Genomic DNA, 15,985 nt, shown 5'->3' with positions numbered 1-15,985 from the left:
TGCCACAGCCGTAGCCGAGGCGCGACCTTTGTGGATGTTCGGCCGTCTGCGCCGCGGTCCGCATGGGACGGCGTACCGTAAGTAACAGGTGTCCGGACTACCAGAGGGTTGTCATGGCTGGACAGGACGACGGCGCGCGGCGCATCGGCGAGAACGTCCGGGCCGCACGAACTTTCCGAGGCATGTCCCTGACGGCCGTCGCGGGCCTGGTCGGCCGCTCGAAGGGATGGCTGTCCAAGGTCGAGAACGGCCAGGCACGACTCGAACGACGCTCCGACATCCGAGCACTTGCCGAAGCACTCCAAGTCTCCGCCGCCGACCTGCTCGGCGAACCCACACCGGCCATCCGCCCCCGAGAACGCGCCTACGGCGACGTCGTACGACTGCGAGAAACGCTGTTCGACACGTCCCTGGACGACCCGCTCGACCTGCCGACGCGCCCCCTGAACGCTCTCGCGCAACTGGCCGAGGGCGCGATCGCGGACCAACGCAGAACGGGCGACTTCTTCCAACTCGCCGCAGGGCTCCCGTCGGTCCTGGCCGAACTCCACGTGCACGCGGCCGGACCTGGTGAGCGAGAGCAGATCACCGCACTACGACTGCTGGTCGACATGTGCACAGCCGCCACGTTCCTCCTGCGCCACCTCGGTCAGACCGATCTCGCGTGGATCGCGGCGGACCGCGCGGCGCGGGCCGCACGGCGTCTGGACGACCCGGTGATGATCGGAGCGGCGGCGTTCGCGCAGGCAGGGGCCCGGCCGTCCGCGACGATGACCCGGCCGTTGCGGGAGACCGAGCGCATCGCCGGAGGCCTCGAAGACAAGGTCGGTGACGACCGCACCGCAAACGAGGTGTACGGGATGTTGCTTCTCTTCTCGGCGCTGGCCCGCCAGATCGAGAACGACCCGGAAGGGGCGTCCGAGCGGCTCAACGAAGCCCGCATGGTCGCCGACCGCCTCGGCGAGCAGCCCGACGATTCCTCCGGCTCGGGCTGGCAGAGCTTCGGCCCCGCGAACGTCGGGGTCTGGCACACCCTGATCATGGTCGAGGCCGGAGAACCCGAACGAGCACTTCAGGCGGCCGGAGACGTCGATGTAAACGCACTACCCTGCCGCACGCGCAAGGCCGCTCACGCGATCGAGCAGGCGCGCGCACTGGCGATGCTCGGCCAGAACGAAAGCGCCGTCCGCCAAATCCGCCGCGCCGAGAAACTATCCCCAGCCAGAGTCCACAAGAACCCGCTGGTCCGAGACCTGGTCGCCGACCTCCACAACCGTGCCGCCGGACGGGAGTTGCGCGGCCTCGCCTGGCGCATGAACCTGGCCTGACACGGATTTCCGAAAGGAAAGACTACGACCGGCTCAATTCGCCGCATCGAGCGGGCCGCAATCACACTGACCGAGAACGTATCCATCAATGGTCCGTGCGGTCCCTGAAGCCACACGCTCTTCCGTCGGTCAAGCGCGGAGCGGCGTACCGTGAGTAGCAGGTGTCCGGACTACCAGAGGGTTGTCATGGCTGGACAGGACGACGGCGCGCGGCGCATCGGCGAGAACGTCCGGGCCGCACGAACATTCCGAGGCATGTCCCTGACGGCCGTCGCGGGCCTGGTCGGCCGCTCGAAGGGATGGCTGTCCAAGGTCGAGAACGGCCAGGCACGACTCGAACGACGCTCCGACATCCGAGCACTGGCCGAAGCACTCCAAGTCTCCGCCGCCGACCTGCTCGGCGAACCCACACCGGCCATCCGCCCCCGAGAACGCGCCTACGGCGACGTCATCCGACTGCGAGAAACCCTGTTCGACACGTCCCTGGACAATCCCCCGGACATGCCCGTTCGTCCGTTGCCCGCGCTCGTGGAGCTGGTGAACGGCCCGATCCGGGAGAGGCGCCGGGCGGCCGATGACGCCCATCTGTCAGCCGTGCTGCCTCCTGCGCTGGCGGAGTTGCATGTCCACGCGGCCACCGGAGACGAGCAGCAGCGGATCACCGCGCTTCGCCTCCTTGTGGATCTCTGCATGTCGGCCGGGCATGTGCTACGACACCTTGAACAGGTCGACCTCGCGTGGATCGCGGCCGACCGCGCGGAGCGCGCGGCCCGCCTACTCGACGATCCGGTGATGATCGGGGCGGCGGCTGTCACGCAGGCACTGGCACGACCGTCCGCGTCGATGTCCCGGCCGTTGCGGGATGCCGAGCAGACCGCCAGGAGAATCCAGGGCGAGATCAGCGACGACCGAACCGGGCTTGAGGTGTACGGGATGTTGCTGCTCTTCTCGGCATTGGCGCGCCAACTGGAGAACGACCAGCAAGGAGCGTCCGAGCTGCTCGCCGAAGCCGCGGTGGTCGCCGACCGTCTCGGCGAACAGCCCGCAGACTCTTCGGGAGAGGGTTGGCAGAGCTTCGGCCCCTCGAACGTCGGCCTCTGGCGTGCCTCCCTGATGGTCGAGGCAGGCCAGCCGGAAGCGGCCCTGAAGGCCGCCGGTGAGGTGGACATGCAGTCGCTCCCCCGGCGTACCCGCAAGGCATCACTCGCGATCGAGCAGGCTCGCGCCCTGGCCATGCTCGACCAGGACGAGAGCGCCGTCCGGCAGATCCGCAGGGCGGAGAAGCTGTCGGCCACCACCGTCCACAACAACCCGATGGTCCGAGAGTTGGTCGCCGACCTTCACAACCGTGCCGCCGGACGGGAGTTGCGCGGCCTCGCCTGGCGCATGAACCTGGCCTGATGGCAGTTTCCGTAAGGAAACCGCTACGGAACGTAGTGCGTAGTGTGCCGCCCTCAGGTGTCGCAACGACACACAGGGCGGCCCCGGACGGCGTTGCAGCGCCGCTCCCCGGGGCCTTGGCCGGAAAGTGGTCCGACCCATGGCAAAGCGTACGAGTTCCCTGGACCGGCTCGCCGCGTTGGGGGCGCATCTGTCGGCCCGGCGGCTTGAGGTCGAGCTGACCTGGCGCGGGCTGCGCGTCGCGATGCCCGGCGCCGACCCCGAAATGATCGCGTGCCGCGCCCGCCCGGACGACGACTGGCGGCACTGGTTCTTCACGTCCAGGGGCGAACCCGTGGCCGAGGCGACCAACATCGTCGAGGCCGCCGTGTTCATCATCGGCCGTCTGCAGTGCGGGCCCGAGGGGCGGGCACGGTGAGGGCGGACTGGGCGGTGGCCGAGCTGGAGCGCAGGTTTCCCGGCGTATCGGCGTGGTGGGGTGAGTTCACCGGTCGCTGGTGGGCGGTCACCCGCGACTGGACGGGACGGTACCGCCTCGTCGAGGCGTCCACACCGGGGGAACTGGCGGTCCTGATCGCCGAACTGCGGCGGCCCATCCCCCACCACGTGCCGAGGTACTCCCGGGATCAACTGCGCGCCGCGCCACCGCCGCGCCCCACCCGGCGCAGGCGGGCCGTGCGCCAAGGTTGGCTGTGCAGCGTTCTCGGCGGCCTCATCACCACCTGAACCGGAGGAGAGACATGCTCAAGAGCGAGGTGTCCGCCGAGCGGCTGCACGCCGCCGTCCGCAGGCGCGCGCCGCGGATCGCCACCTCCGTCGTCCGGGACGAGGAGTTCACCCGCGTCAGCGTCACCTACCGGGACGCGGGCCCGCTGCACATCGGCTGGGACGGCTCGTCCTACACCTGGCACAACGGCCCCGACCGGGGCACCTCGCTGGGCACCGACCCCGACAAGGCCGCCGACCTCATCGCCACCACTCTCCGCGGGAGCCCCCGATAAAGCCGGGGCGGCGCGGCGGCATCCCCCCGGCCGTCGCACCGCCCCACCTCGGGTACTTCAGCGAGGGTTACGAGCGAAAATCGCTCCAGTCTTCAACGACCGCGTTCCAGTCGGCTCTGTTGAGGAAATGGCAGTAGGGCAGCCGTGAGTTTGGTAGGCGTAGCGGCCTATGGCCAGACCAGCAGGCGACCTCCATGTGGCAGAGCCGAAGCTCCTTGATCACTTCTATGGCGGGCAGGAGGTCCGTGTCCCCGGAGAACAGGACGAGGGCGTCGTACTCCCTGCGAAAGGCCAGGTGCATGAGATCGACGGCGATGGCGACGTCAATGCCCTTCTCACGCGGTGGGTCCTTCGGCCAACCCCGGTAGTTGAGCTGACGGCGAATCACCTCGACCCGAGGATCGCGTGACCACTGTGCGGCCTGGGCGTCGTTGGCCGACGCGGGCGTAGGTTGGTGATTGGGGTCCGGTCTCCCCCTGTAGACACGGATGTCCGTGACTTGACTCGTCCGAGAACGACGCTGCTCGACGATGGAGGCGACTCGCCTTGGATCGGGCACACAATTAAAAGGAGGGGTCCCGAAGCTCTCATAGAGACCGTGTCCGACAAGGTGAACGTTCTGGTAATCAAGGAACAGCGCTACGCGCTCGCTCACCGAGGCTCTCCAATTAAAAAGCCCCGCCAGTCCCGTAGGACGGCGGGGAGTAATGAATTGATGGTACCGGGCTCAGCCGCCAACGTCAAACGCGAGCCTGCTATGCCCAACACCCCGACCAGGTCGCCTCAGCCTAGCCGTCATCACCTTCCGCTGCCTCTGTTCTACGTAACGTGAGGATGGCGCGCGACCTTTGGGGGATGTTCGGGGGCTGGGTGGGAGGGAGGATGGGGGCGTGTTGTCACAGGTACGCCGCCCGTCCATCGCCGATCTGGTGATAGCGGCGGTGGTTCTTCTGCTCACGGTTCCGGTTTCGGTGGGGCTGATGAGCCAGGCGGCGCCGTGGGTGAGCGTCGTCTTCGCGGTGCTTCTGGTCGTGTTCGCGGGATGCATGGTGTTTCGGCGGGTGTATCCGACGGGCGGCTTCTGCGTCGCATGCCTGGTGATGCTGGCTTCGCTCGCGCTGCCCAACCTTCCGGACGGGCCGTCGATGATCTTCGCGCCGGTCAGCCTGCTGTACCTGGTCTCGCTCTACACCGTGGTCGTCGAGACCGGCGCGCGGGCGTTGCCTCTCGCGGCGTCGGTCGTCGGGCTCGGTCTGGCCGTCGGGCGGACGGTCGTGGACCCGCCCGAGCCGCTGGACTGGAGCGCGCTCCTGGCGTTCATTCCGGTGGCCGGGGTCGCGGTGGGCGGGACGTGGGCGTTCGGGGCCTACCACCGGGCCCGCGCCGAACTGCGAAGGCGGAGAATGCGGGAGGGGCTGCGGCGGGAGCGGGAGCTGATGGCCCGGGAGCTGCACGACGTGGTGGCGCATTCGCTGGCGGTGGTCGTGGCGCAGGCGGACGCCGCGTTGATGGTCCTGGACCGCGACCCGAAGAAGGCGCGGGCGATGATCGATACCGCTCTGACGACCGGGCGGGAGGCGATGATCGAGATGCGGCGGGTGGTGAGCACGCTGCGGGAGGAGCCCTTGGCGGAGCCGCCGGTGCGGTCGCTGCACGACCTTGAGGCGTTGGTCGACACGTTCCGGACCGAGGATGTGCGCGTGGAGCTGGTTCTCTCTGGTGAGGTCGAGATGGTGGACGGCGAGACCACGCGGGCGGCGTACCGCATCGTGCAGGAGTCCCTGACGAACGCGCTCAAGCATTCGCCGAGGCCGCTGCGGTGCCGGGTGGAGGTCGCCATCGAGTCCGGCGGCGTAGTCGTGTCCGTGCGGGACGACGGGCCGGGGTTCCGGGCCACCCGGCGGTCGGGTACCGGGCACGGCATCGTCGGGATGCGGGAGCGGGCGCGGGGTCTCGGCGGTCGCCTGGACGTCACCAGCGGCCCGTCCGGTACGCACGTCTCGGCCCACCTTCCCCGACCGTGATCCGCGTTCTGATCGCCGATGACCAGGAGCTGATGCGGTCGGCCCTGGAGACCGTCATCGACGTGCAGGACGACATGGAGCTCGTCGGGTCGGTGCCGAACGGTGAGGCCGCCGTGGCCATGTGCGTCGAGCGCCGGGTCGACGTCGCGTTGATGGACATCCGGATGGGCGCGTTGGACGGGATCGAGGCCAGCGCGCAGATCAGGAGGCTCCGGCCGGAGACCCGTGTCCTGATCCTGACCACCTTCGATCTCGACGAGAACCTGTTCCGGGCGGTGGCCGCCGGGGCGGGCGGGTTCCTGACGAAGGACACCCCGGGCTCGGAGGTCGCCGCCGCGATCCGGGAGGTGCACGCGGGCCGGTCGGTGGTCTCGCCCCGGGCGACCCGGGCGCTGATCGACAAGATCGCGGGCCGGGGGTCCGGGGGCGGCGCGGCCGTCGCGTTCTCCGAGCGGGAGCGTGAGGTTCTCGCCCTGCTGGCGCGCGGCTTCTCCAACGCCGAGATCGCCGACGAGCTGTTCATCGCCGAGTCCACGGTGAAGACGCATGTCGGCAGCCTGATCCGCAAGATCGGTGTGCGGGACCGGTTGCACATCGTCGTCTGGGCCTACCAGAACGGTGTCATCTGACGCGGTCGCGACGTCCGGTGGAGCCGACCGGTACTTGTGGTGGAGCCGCCGAACTGGCCCGGATCGCGAGCATCGAAACCATGATGAGACTTCGCGACGGCCTGTTCGTCCTCCTCGCTCCACTCGCGCTCGTCGGGTGGACGGTGAGTGCTCTCGTGTCCGGTGGCCCGCATCCGTTGGCGGACGCGGACGACAACTTCGGTCAGTCCTTCGAGCCGTTCGGTGGGGTGGTCGCCGGTGGCTGGTGCCTGCTCGCCGCGTTCGCCTTCCTGGTGGCGGGCCGGTCCTTGACGGGCCCGCCGTCCACGTGGCTCGCTCGGCACAGGCGCGGCGTGTGCCTCGCCGCCGCGGTCGTGGCCCTCATCGGCCTCGACCACACCCTGCTGATGCTGCTCGGGTACCTGCCGATGTTGATAGGTCTTCTCCTCACCGGCAACACCGGACCGTTGGACGACCTGGCCTCCCCCGGGCTCGGAATGCAGGTCGCCGTGGCGGCGGGCGTCATCGCCCTGCTGCGCGTCCTGCGGGCCTCGTCCGCCACCGCCACTCCTGAGAACGCGGCGTACGACCCCACCGCGGTGGCCGCCGCGACCGACCAGACCCGGCGGTGGACCCGCATCGCGATGGAGGCGCCGCTGGCGTACGCCGTGACGCGCCTGCTGATATTCGTGGAGGCGCCCGGCTTCCGCAACGCCGACTTCGGTTCGGAGCTCCGGGCCGCGGCCCTCGGCCTTGCCATCGTGTCCATCGGGGGCGCGGTCCTCACCTGGGGGCTGACCCGGCCGTGGGGTGAGCGGTTCCCCCGCTGGATGGTGGGGCTGTCCGGGCGCCGCGTCCCGGTGGACCTCGCGGTCATTCCCGCGCTCATCGTCGCCGCGCTGATCCTGGCGGCGTCCCGCGCCATCGTCGTCGGCGCGATCGGCGCGGACTCCGAGGAGTGGCAGGAGCTGAGGGAGACCCCGCTGGTCGGCCTGCCGCATCTTCTCTGGCCGCTGTGGGGTGTGGCACTGGCCAAGGCGGCGCTCGCGTACCAGCGTCGGCGTCGGCTGTCCGAACGAGCCTTCGCGGACCCCGCGCCCGTCACCGTCCACTGAGCAGGGAGCGTCCCCCGGCGTCCGCTGCACGCCGGGGGACGCTGGTGCGGCCCCGTCCCGGGTGGGCGGGACGGGGCCGCGAGCCGTGCGGGGCCGGGCGACTTCGCCCCGCGCGGCGGGTCATTGAGCCTTCGCGTCCCCCGAGCCTTGGGGAGGAGGGCTCGGGGCACACGCTGGACGAAAAAGGCTCAATGGTGGGTGGCGGACTCCGCGCCCGCTCCGGTGAGGGAGCGGACTTCGATCTCGGCGTACTTCTCGGCGTTGCGCTCCTTGCTGAGCATCGCGCCGAGCCAGCCGCACAGGAATCCGATCGGGATGGAGATGATCCCCGGGTTGCTCAGCGGGAACCAGGCGAAGTCCACGTCGGTGAACAGGGCCTTGTCGGATCCGGACACGACCGGCGAGAACGTCACGAAGAAGATCGCCGAGCCGAGACCGCCGTAGATGGCGGCGACGGCGCCGGTGGTGTTGAACCGCTTCCAGAACAGGCTGTAGAGGATCGCGGGCAGGTTCCCGGACGCGGCCATCGCGAACGCCAGGGCGACGAGGAACGCGACGTTGAGCCGCTGCGCGTAGATGCCGAGGACGATCGCGACCGCACCGATGACGAACGCGGAGATCCGGGCGACGCGCACCTCGTCCCGCTCGGTGGCCTTGCCCTTGCGGATGACGTGCGCGTACAGGTCGTGGGCGAACGACGACGACGACGCCAGGGTGAGGCCGGCCACGACGGCGAGGATCGTCGCGAACGCGACCGCCGCGATGACGGCGAGGAGGATCGTGCCGCCCGCGTCGCCGAAGACGATGTCTCCGATCTTCTCGGCGAGCATCGGCGCGGCGGTGTTGCCCGCCGGGTTCTCCTTCGCGATCTCCTTGCTGCCGACGAGCGCGGCGGCGCCGAAGCCGAGGACGAGGCTGATCAGGTAGAAGCCGCCGATGATGCCGATGCCCCACAGCACCGACTTGCGGGCGTCGCGGGAGGTCGGGACGGTGTAGAAGCGGATCAGGATGTGCGGCAGCCCGGCGGTGCCGAGGACGAGCGCGAGACCGAGGCTGATCAGGTCGAGCTTGCCTTCCAGGCCCTGCTCCTCGGTGCCGTAGCGAAGTCCGGGCTCCAGGAACGCGTCGCCCTTGCCGCTCTGGTCGGCGGCGTCCTTGAGCAGCGACGACAGGTTGAAGCCGAACTCGCCCATCACCAGGACCGCGACGAGCACCGCGCCCGTCATCAGCAGGACGGCCTTGACGATCTGGACCCAGGTGGTGCCCTTCATCCCGCCGAACACCACGTACACGATCATGAGGACGCCGACCAGCGCGATCGTGGCGCCCTTGGCGAACTCGCTGGTGAAGCCGAACAGCAGCGCGACCAGGGCGCCCGCGCCGACCATCTGCGCCAGCAGGTAGAAGATCGACACGACGATGGTGGAGACACCGGCGGCGGTGCGGACGGGACGGGGACTCATCCGGAACGCCAGTACGTCCGCCATCGTGAACCGGCCCGAGTTCCGCAGCAGCTCCGCGACCAGCAGCAGCGCCACCAGCCACGCGACGAGGAACCCGATCGAGTACAGGAACCCGTCATAGCCGTACAGGGCGATCAGTCCGGCGATGCCGAGGAAGGACGCGGCGGACATGTAGTCGCCGCCGATCGCGAGACCGTTCTGGACGCCGGAGAAGGACCGTCCGCCCGCGTAGAAGTCGGTGGCGTCCTTGGTGTTCCGGCTCGCCCACACGGTGATCGCCAGTGTCGCCGCGACGAACCCCAGGAACAGGATGATCGAGAGGGTCTCGTTGCTCATCGGGCCTCCTCCGCGGTCTCGGGCGCGCCGGAGTCGTCGGCCTCGATCGCGGTGCGCAGCTTGGCGGCGACCGGGTCGAGTTTGCGGTCGGCGTGCCGCGCGTACAGCCACGCGATGACGAACGTCGACACGAACTGGAGGAGGCCGAACACCAGCGCCACGTTGATGGAGCCGACCACTTCGGTTCCCATGAAGCCGCGCGCCCACCCGGACATGACGACATAGAGCAGATACCAGCTGAGGAATGCCGCGGTCATGGGGAAGGCGAAGCGGCGGAATCTCCGCCGGAGTTCCTGGAATTCCGTGTTGCCCTGGAACCGTTCATAGACGGTGCCGGAAGCACTCTTATCGACGGACACGACCGCCCCTCCTCTGTTGTGACGGTAGTCACGCGCCACGGTAAGGAGGGTGTGCCGGACGGGCGAAGAGGACTGGCCGTGAGGTGCGGTCAGTTGCCGCTCATCGTCGCCGGTCTGCGGGCCGTGTCGGTGAACGGTCCATCCTGCGCGACGAACGGTCAGACCCTCTTCGGACGCCAGGTGCCACGGTCGACGTCCAGCGTCTCAGGGGTGTGCAGGCGCACCATCATCCGCGCCACCCCGGGCGGGACGCGTCCCGGCGTGCACCATGACACGACGATCATGACGGTGAACGCGACGGGGACCGTCCAGGCGGCGGGCTCGGAGAGCATCGCGCCGAGGGCACCGCCCGGTGGCCCGGTCGCGATCGTCACGATGACGGCGGTGCCCGCGAGCAGGCCACCGGCGGTGAGTCCGGCGAACGCGCCCGGCACGGTCAGCCGCCGCCACCACACGCCGAGGACGAGCAGCGGGCAGAACGTGGACGCGGCGACCGCGAAAGCGAGCCCGACGACGTCGGCGACGGCGAGATGCCGGGCCGCGATGGCCAGGGCGAGCGGCACGGCGAGCGCGAGCAGCGTCCCGGCGCGGAACGAGCGGACACCGCCGCGCAGGATGTCCTGCGCCAGCACCCCGGCGACGGACACGGTGATCCCCGACGACGTCGACAGGAACGCCGCGACCGCGCCGCCCGTCACGAGCGCGCCGAGCAGGTCGCCGCCGACACCGCCGATGAGCCGCCCGGGGAGGGTGAGGACGACGGCGTCGGCCCGTCCCGTCATCAACAGTTCCGGTGTGTAGAGGCGCCCGAGCACCCCGTACAGGGCGGGGAACAGGTAGAACGCGCCGAGCAGCGACAGGACCAGCACGGTCGTTCGGCGCGCGGCCCGCCCGTCGGGGTTGGTGTAGAAGCGGACGAGGACGTGCGGGAGCCCCATCGTCCCGAGGAACGTGGCGAGGATCAGCGAGTACGTGGCGTAGAGGGAGTGTTCGCGGCCGTCCAGCGGCAGCGCCCATGCCCGGTCGGTGGTGGCGGGCCTGCCGGTGACGTGCGGGACGGCGGCGCCGCCGGGAAAGGTGACGGACGTGTCCTGGTCGAAGTGGTGCTCCCCGGTGTTCAGGGTCAGCGGCGTGTGTTCGTAGGTACGGCCGTCGACCCGTCCGTCGACGACGACCTGAACAGGCGCGGTGACGTCCACGGTGACGCCCATTTCGACCGACACGGTCGTGCGTTCGTCGAACGCCGGCGGGGTGTCCGACGCCAGGCCGGGCGCGCCGTCGTACCGCCACGCCAGCAGCAGGAAGATGAGCGGGACGGTCAGCGCCGTGAGCTTCATCCAGTACTGGAACGCCTGGACGAGCGTGACACTGCGCATCCCCCCGACGAGGACGTTGACAGCGACGACGACCGCGACGAGGACACCGCCCGTCCACACCGGGGCGCCCGTGACCGTCCGCAGCACCAGCCCGGCGCTCTGGAACTGCGGCAGCAGGTACAGCCAGCTGATCAGCACGACGAGGACGGACGCGACGCGCCGCACCGCCATCGACTCCAGCCGCGCCTCCGCGAAGTCCGGCAGCGTGTACGCGCCGGAGCGGCGCAGCGGCGCCGACACCAGCACGAGCAGGACGAGGTACCCGCCGGTCCAGCCGACGGGAAGCCACAGCATGTCGGCGCCGTAGACGAGGATCAGGCCCGCGATGCCGAGGAACGACGCGGCCGACAGGTACTCGCCGCCGATCGCCGACGCGTTCCGCAGCGGCGTCACCGTCCGGGACGCGACGTAGAAGTCCGACGTCGTCCGGGAGAACCGGACGCCGAGCACCCCGATGAGCACGGTCGCGACGACGACCAGTACGACGCCCGCGACCCCGTACGCGGCGCTCATGGGTCGTCCGCGCGGTCACCGGCGGAGGGCGAACGGTCGACGAGTTCGGCGAAGTCGGCCTCGTTGCGTTCGGCCTGCCGGACGTACCACCAGCCGCAGCCCACGAACCACGGGTAGATCAGCCCGCCGAGCACCACCCACGGCAGCGGCACCCCGAACACCTCCTGCTCGCGGACCGCCGGGACCATCGCGAACAGCAGCGGCAGCCCCGCCACCACCACCGCGAGGACCGCGCAGAGCCGCACCGCGAGCCGCAACTGGGTGCGGACCAGCGAACGCATGTACGCCTCGCCGAGCCCGGTCTGCTCGTCGATCTCCCGCGTGACGGGGTAGCGGGGGCGGCGGACGGCGCGCGTCCGCGGCCCGGTCACCAGCACCCGCTGCGGCGTGTCACGCGCCGGGCGTCCGGCGCCGGGCCGCTCGCCGGAACTCAGGAGGATCGCCTCGCCCTGCGGACCAGCAGATCGCGCAACTCCCGGACGTGTCTGCGGCTCACCGGCAACTCCGTGCCGCCGACCAGCACCGTGCAGCGTCCCGAGTCCAACCGCAGCTCCTTGATCGCCGACAGGGCGACGAGGTGGCTGCGGTGCACCCGGACGAACCCGGCGCCGCTCCACCGCTCGTTCAACGCGGCCAGCGGAATCCGCACCAGGTGGCTGCCGCCGGACGTGTGCAGCCGCGCGTAGTCGCCCTGCGCCTCGACGTACAGCACCTCGGCGGGCGTGACGAACCGGGTGACGCCGCCGAGTTCGACGGGCATCGGCTCCGGCTCCCCCGACGGTGTCGAGGACGGCGACGCGGCCGTGGACGGCGCGGACGACCCGTCGTCCATCCAGTCCTCCGCCGCCTCCGTGACACGCCTGATCGCCTCGTTCAAACGTTCCGGCCGTACCGGCTTGAGGATGTAGTCCGTCGCCTTGATCTCGAACGCGTCGACGGCGTGCCCCTCGTACGCTGTGACGTAGACGATCTGCGGCGCGCGGGCGAACTGCGCGAGGACCCGGCCGAGGACGGTGCCGTCGATGCCGGGCATCCGGATGTCGAGGAACACGGCGGCGATGGGACGCCCTTCGGCGAGGGCCCGGTCGAGTTTGCGCAGCGCGGCGGCGCCGTCCCTGGCCGTGTGGATCTCGCCGATCCTCGGGTCGGCGCGCAGCAGGTGGACGAGATCGTCCAATGCGGGCGCCTCGTCATCGACCGCAAGGACACGCAGGCCCACCACAAACCCCGCCCTTCGTGTGCCGCCCGCCACATTTCAGTAAAAGGACGGCCATGAGTCAAGGCCCGGCACGCGGTCGGACCTGGTCGATGCCTCAGGACGCGGTCACTCCCGGCCGGTATTTCGGGACGCGGACGGTCACCTTCGTCCCCGCGCCCGGCCCGGTCTCCACGGCGAGACCGTACTCGTCGCCGTACACCTGCCGGAGCCGCCCGTCGACGTTGGCGAGGCCGATACCGGCCGCGTCACCGTCGGGTTCGCCGAGCGTGGGCGTCTCACCGGACAGCAGCCGCCGGACGTCGTCGGGCTCCATGCCGATCCCGTCGTCGTCCACGCTGATCACGCAGTCGGACCCGGCGTCCTCCGCGATGATCGTGATGAGGCCGGGCGCCGACCTGTCCTGGAGCCCGTGCCGGACGGCGTTCTCCACCAGCGGCTGGAGGCACAGGAACGGCACCGCGACCGGCAGCACCTCCGGCGCGATCCGCAACGTCACCCGCAACTGCTCCCCGAACCGTGCGCGCTGGAGCAGCAGGTACCGGTCGATGGACCGCAGTTCCTCCGCCAGCGTGGTGAAGTCGCCGTGCCGCCGGAACGAGTACCGGGTGAACCCGGCGAACTCCAGCAGCAGCTCCCGCGCCCGCTCCGGGTCGGACCGGACGAACGACGCGATCGTCGTCAACGAGTTGTAGATGAAGTGCGGCGAGATCTGCGCCCGCAGCGCCCGCATCTCCGCCTCCATCAGCAACGTCCGCGAATGGTCGAGTTCGGCGAGCTCCAGTTGCGCGTCCACCCACTGCGCCACCTCCTCGGCGGCGCGGATCAACCCGGCGGGCACGTCCTCCCCGTACGCGGCGAGCGTCCCGACGACCCGGTCGTCGGTGGCGAGCGGCACCACGACGACCCGCCGGATCGGGCAGTCCAGCCGGTCGCAGTCCACGTCGTGCACCTGGGTGCGGCCGCTCGCGAACGTCGCCTCGGCGTGCCGGGGACCCTCGGTCGCGTGGTGGTCGTGCTCACCGTCCCAGGCGAGCAGCCGCTCCCCGTCCGTGATCGCCAGCGCGGCGCAGCCGAGCAGCGCCCGCAGATGCCGCGCCGCCTTCTGCGCCCCCTGCTCGGTCAGCCCGGCCCGGAACGCGGGCGCCGCCCGCGACGCGGTGTGCAGCGTCTCGAACGTCGCGCGCCGCGCGGGCCCGCCGAGATCACCGCCCCGGCCGCGCCACCGCCACCACACCAGCGCCGGAACCCACGTCACCACCAACGCGACAACGACCCCCACGCCCACATCCATACGGCGAAGCTACGCGCCGAACCACCTCCCTCCGCAACCCATGCGTCAGGAGACGGCGCCTAGTGCCAGCGAACCCGCCGCCGTCAGAAGGAAGGGAAGGGGGTACGGGATATGGGAGTAGAAGCGGGCACGGATGACGGTGACGATGGCCCCCAGGTAGAAGAGGACCAGCCCGGTCGCGGCGACGATCGCCACGGGCCGGTAGGCAAGGCCGATCAGAAGACCGGCCACCCCCGCGGCCTTGAGGACCCCCAGCGGGGGAAGCCAGGCCAGGGGGACGCCGTATCCGGTGAAGTTCCGGACGATCCACTCCGGGCGGACGAAATGGTTGACGGTCGAGTACGCGCTCGCCGCCGCGGCGACAACGGTAACGACGATAAAGGCGATTTCCACTGTACCGACTCTGGCGAGGGTGCCCCTGCGCCGTCCAATAGCCGTAGTCATAGCCTGGCGGCATGGACATCGACACCCGCCTGCTCCGCTACTTCGCCGCGGTGGCCGAAGAGGGAAATCTGACGCGGGCGGCGGAACGGCTGTTCGTGGCACAGCCGACCCTGACCAAACAAATCAAGCAGTTGGAGAACCTGCTGGAGGTCGAACTGTTCGTACGGTCGAGGACCGGAATGACCCTCACCGAAGGCGGACGGATACTGGCGGACCGGGTCGGCGCGCTCCTATCCGACTGGGACGACGTACTACGGGAGACCCAGAGCGCCGCGGGCCAGGCCAAGCGGGTGCTGCGCGTCGGTTTCATCGCCAACGCGGCCGGCGAGGCGACGCAGCGCATCATCGCCGCGTTCATGCGGATCCGTCCGGGCTGGCAGGTCGAGATGCGCAACTCCGACTGGACCGACCCGACAGCCGGGCTGGCCGACGGCACGGTGGACGTCGCGCTGGTCCGGTCCCATTTCCCAGTGCGGGGACAGTTCCGCACTGAGGTCCTGTTCACCGAGCCTCGCTGGGTCGCGCTCAAAGACGACCACCCGCTGGCCGCGCTCGATCAGATTCCCCTCAGCGCCCTGCGGGACGAGCCGTTCGTCGCCGCTCCCCGCGCAACGGGCTCATGGCGGGACTACTGGATGGGCGCCGACGAATGCGAGGGACACCAGGCACGGATCGGGGCCGTCGCCCGCAACTCCGACGAATGGCTGACCGCGATCGCCAACGGCTACGGAATCAGCCTCACCCCGGCATCCTCGGCCCGCTTCTACCAACGGCCCGGCATCACCTACCGACCCTGCTCCGGCATCAGCCCCAACACCGTGGCCGTCGCCTGGGCCGTCCACTCAGAAGACAATCCCGCCCTGCGAGACTTCGTCCGCTGTTGCCTCTCGGCCGGGTCAAAGCCCACAGGCGGCCAGATGGGGTCGTCACCCCCCGCCTAGCGTTTCGGCGCGTGTTAGCGAGCGTGGCCATATACTTCTTTGTATAAGCGGAGCGTGAGCGCGCTGTGGCACATCGAAATCGAGCCGGAGGTTCGGCAATGGTTGCCCCTCCTCACCGACCGGCACCATGACAAGGCGAAGCCGAGCATGGCCTCGCCGAGCACACCTACGATCGGAGCAAGGAGGAGACGCCGTGAACCACGCCCAGTGGAAGACTCGCCGGACCAGAAGACTTCTCGGCGAAACGGTTCAGGAGCCCCCCGCCTACGTCGAGGCCGGACACGCGCTCGCGCTCGGCCAGGCCGTCCATGACCGTCGCGTCGCCCTCGGCATTTCCCAGGCCGAGCTGGCTCGTCGTGCGGGCATGACTCAGCCGCAGATCTCCAATATCGAGGGCGGCGACTCGGTGCCGACGCTGCCTTTGCTCACCCGCCTCGCCGACGCGCTGGACGCGTCCCTGACCATTCACCTAGAGGGCGGCGAATCCGATTTCCGTTTCACGCCCCACCACTCTTCCGGCCCCGCCGCGTCGTCCGATGGTGGGGCCACCTCGGTGGCGTGAGCGG

General features: G+C 69.9%; 18 protein-coding genes. 10 read left to right on the top strand and 8 right to left on the bottom strand.

What is annotated here, in order from left to right:
- The first annotated feature begins 113 nt into the window (after positions 1–113).
- From D0T12_RS05155 to D0T12_RS05135, 5 genes are all read left to right on the top strand, one after another.
- Positions 114–1,328, top strand: a complete 1,215-nt coding sequence (locus D0T12_RS05155) for a helix-turn-helix domain-containing protein (protein ID WP_117398137.1) — start codon at positions 114–116, stop codon at positions 1,326–1,328.
- 186 nt (positions 1,329–1,514) lie between these two features.
- Positions 1,515–2,729: a helix-turn-helix domain-containing protein gene (locus tag D0T12_RS05150; protein ID WP_117398136.1), complete on the top strand. Its 1,215-nt coding sequence runs from the start codon at positions 1,515–1,517 to the stop codon at positions 2,727–2,729.
- Positions 2,730–2,868: 139 nt separating this feature from the next.
- Positions 2,869–3,147: a hypothetical protein gene (locus D0T12_RS05145; protein ID WP_117398135.1), complete on the top strand. Its 279-nt coding sequence runs from the start codon at positions 2,869–2,871 to the stop codon at positions 3,145–3,147.
- Entirely contained in the window at positions 3,144–3,455 is a 312-nt protein-coding gene (locus tag D0T12_RS05140; protein WP_147339391.1) for a hypothetical protein, read from the top strand. Before D0T12_RS05145 ends, D0T12_RS05140 begins: the two co-directional genes overlap by 4 nt.
- Before the next feature lie 14 nt (positions 3,456–3,469).
- A complete protein-coding gene (locus D0T12_RS05135; RefSeq protein ID WP_117398133.1) occupies positions 3,470–3,730 on the top strand; it encodes a hypothetical protein in 261 nt (86 codons plus the stop codon).
- A gap of 67 nt (positions 3,731–3,797) precedes the next feature.
- Here D0T12_RS05135 and D0T12_RS05130 read toward each other — a convergent pair whose 3' ends face one another.
- Positions 3,798–4,385 (bottom strand): NYN domain-containing protein, encoded by a 588-nt coding sequence (locus D0T12_RS05130; RefSeq protein ID WP_117398132.1) that lies wholly within the window; start codon positions 4,383–4,385, stop codon positions 3,798–3,800.
- Positions 4,386–4,620: 235 nt separating this feature from the next.
- Between D0T12_RS05130 and D0T12_RS05125 the strand changes: the two genes are divergently transcribed.
- From D0T12_RS05125 to D0T12_RS05115, 3 genes are all read left to right on the top strand, one after another.
- Positions 4,621–5,754, top strand: a complete 1,134-nt coding sequence (locus tag D0T12_RS05125) for a sensor histidine kinase (protein ID WP_117398131.1) — start codon at positions 4,621–4,623, stop codon at positions 5,752–5,754.
- Positions 5,751–6,383, top strand: coding sequence for a response regulator (locus tag D0T12_RS05120; RefSeq protein ID WP_117398130.1), 633 nt, complete (start codon positions 5,751–5,753; stop codon positions 6,381–6,383). The genes D0T12_RS05125 and D0T12_RS05120 overlap by 4 nt, the downstream gene beginning before the upstream one ends.
- Positions 6,384–6,463: 80 nt before the next feature.
- On the top strand, positions 6,464–7,477 hold the full coding sequence (locus D0T12_RS05115) for a hypothetical protein (RefSeq protein ID WP_147339390.1): 1,014 nt from the start codon (positions 6,464–6,466) through the stop codon (positions 7,475–7,477).
- 188 nt (positions 7,478–7,665) lie between these two features.
- Here D0T12_RS05115 and D0T12_RS05110 read toward each other — a convergent pair whose 3' ends face one another.
- From D0T12_RS05110 to D0T12_RS05080, 7 genes are all read right to left on the bottom strand, one after another.
- Positions 7,666–9,276: a solute symporter family protein gene (locus D0T12_RS05110; RefSeq protein ID WP_117398128.1), complete on the bottom strand. Its 1,611-nt coding sequence runs from the start codon at positions 9,274–9,276 to the stop codon at positions 7,666–7,668.
- Entirely contained in the window at positions 9,273–9,635 is a 363-nt protein-coding gene (locus D0T12_RS05105; protein ID WP_117398127.1) for a DUF485 domain-containing protein, read from the bottom strand. Before D0T12_RS05105 ends, D0T12_RS05110 begins: the two co-directional genes overlap by 4 nt.
- Positions 9,636–9,793: 158 nt before the next feature.
- Positions 9,794–11,524: a sodium/solute symporter gene (locus D0T12_RS05100; protein WP_117398126.1), complete on the bottom strand. Its 1,731-nt coding sequence runs from the start codon at positions 11,522–11,524 to the stop codon at positions 9,794–9,796.
- Positions 11,521–11,901, bottom strand: a complete 381-nt coding sequence (locus D0T12_RS05095; protein ID WP_199487306.1) for a DUF485 domain-containing protein — start codon at positions 11,899–11,901, stop codon at positions 11,521–11,523. Before D0T12_RS05095 ends, D0T12_RS05100 begins: the two co-directional genes overlap by 4 nt.
- A gap of 53 nt (positions 11,902–11,954) precedes the next feature.
- Complete coding sequence (locus D0T12_RS05090) at positions 11,955–12,746, bottom strand: LytR/AlgR family response regulator transcription factor (RefSeq protein ID WP_117398125.1); 792 nt, start codon at positions 12,744–12,746, stop codon at positions 11,955–11,957.
- Positions 12,747–12,837: 91 nt separating this feature from the next.
- On the bottom strand, positions 12,838–14,034 hold the full coding sequence (locus tag D0T12_RS05085) for a sensor histidine kinase (protein WP_117398124.1): 1,197 nt from the start codon (positions 14,032–14,034) through the stop codon (positions 12,838–12,840).
- Positions 14,035–14,079: 45 nt separating this feature from the next.
- Complete coding sequence (locus D0T12_RS05080) at positions 14,080–14,427, bottom strand: DoxX family protein (protein WP_117398123.1); 348 nt, start codon at positions 14,425–14,427, stop codon at positions 14,080–14,082.
- Positions 14,428–14,489: 62 nt separating this feature from the next.
- On the opposite strand from D0T12_RS05080, the gene D0T12_RS05075 reads away from it, so the two are divergent.
- Complete coding sequence (locus D0T12_RS05075) at positions 14,490–15,419, top strand: LysR family transcriptional regulator (RefSeq protein WP_117398122.1); 930 nt, start codon at positions 14,490–14,492, stop codon at positions 15,417–15,419.
- A 193-nt stretch (positions 15,420–15,612) separates the two neighbouring features.
- On the top strand, positions 15,613–15,981 hold the full coding sequence (locus D0T12_RS05070; protein ID WP_117398121.1) for a helix-turn-helix domain-containing protein: 369 nt from the start codon (positions 15,613–15,615) through the stop codon (positions 15,979–15,981).
- Positions 15,982–15,985 lie beyond the last annotated feature (4 nt).

This window comes from Actinomadura spongiicola (assembly GCF_003432485.1).
GTDB classification, from domain to species: domain Bacteria; phylum Actinomycetota; class Actinomycetes; order Streptosporangiales; family Streptosporangiaceae; genus Spirillospora; species Spirillospora spongiicola.
This window is presented reverse-complemented; position numbering and strand designations above follow the sequence as displayed.

Coding starts and splice junctions, on each gene's coding strand:
- D0T12_RS05100 (WP_117398126.1), bottom strand. CDS start 11,524: ATGAGCGCCGCGTACGGGGTCGCGGGCGTCGTACTGGTCGTCGTCGCG.
- D0T12_RS05135 (WP_117398133.1), top strand. CDS start 3,470: ATGCTCAAGAGCGAGGTGTCCGCCGAGCGGCTGCACGCCGCCGTCCGC.
- D0T12_RS05155 (WP_117398137.1), top strand. CDS start 114: ATGGCTGGACAGGACGACGGCGCGCGGCGCATCGGCGAGAACGTCCGG.
- D0T12_RS05150 (WP_117398136.1), top strand. CDS start 1,515: ATGGCTGGACAGGACGACGGCGCGCGGCGCATCGGCGAGAACGTCCGG.
- D0T12_RS05145 (WP_117398135.1), top strand. CDS start 2,869: ATGGCAAAGCGTACGAGTTCCCTGGACCGGCTCGCCGCGTTGGGGGCG.
- D0T12_RS05075 (WP_117398122.1), top strand. CDS start 14,490: ATGGACATCGACACCCGCCTGCTCCGCTACTTCGCCGCGGTGGCCGAA.
- D0T12_RS05110 (WP_117398128.1), bottom strand. CDS start 9,276: ATGAGCAACGAGACCCTCTCGATCATCCTGTTCCTGGGGTTCGTCGCG.
- D0T12_RS05115 (WP_147339390.1), top strand. CDS start 6,464: ATGATGAGACTTCGCGACGGCCTGTTCGTCCTCCTCGCTCCACTCGCG.
- D0T12_RS05085 (WP_117398124.1), bottom strand. CDS start 14,034: ATGGATGTGGGCGTGGGGGTCGTTGTCGCGTTGGTGGTGACGTGGGTT.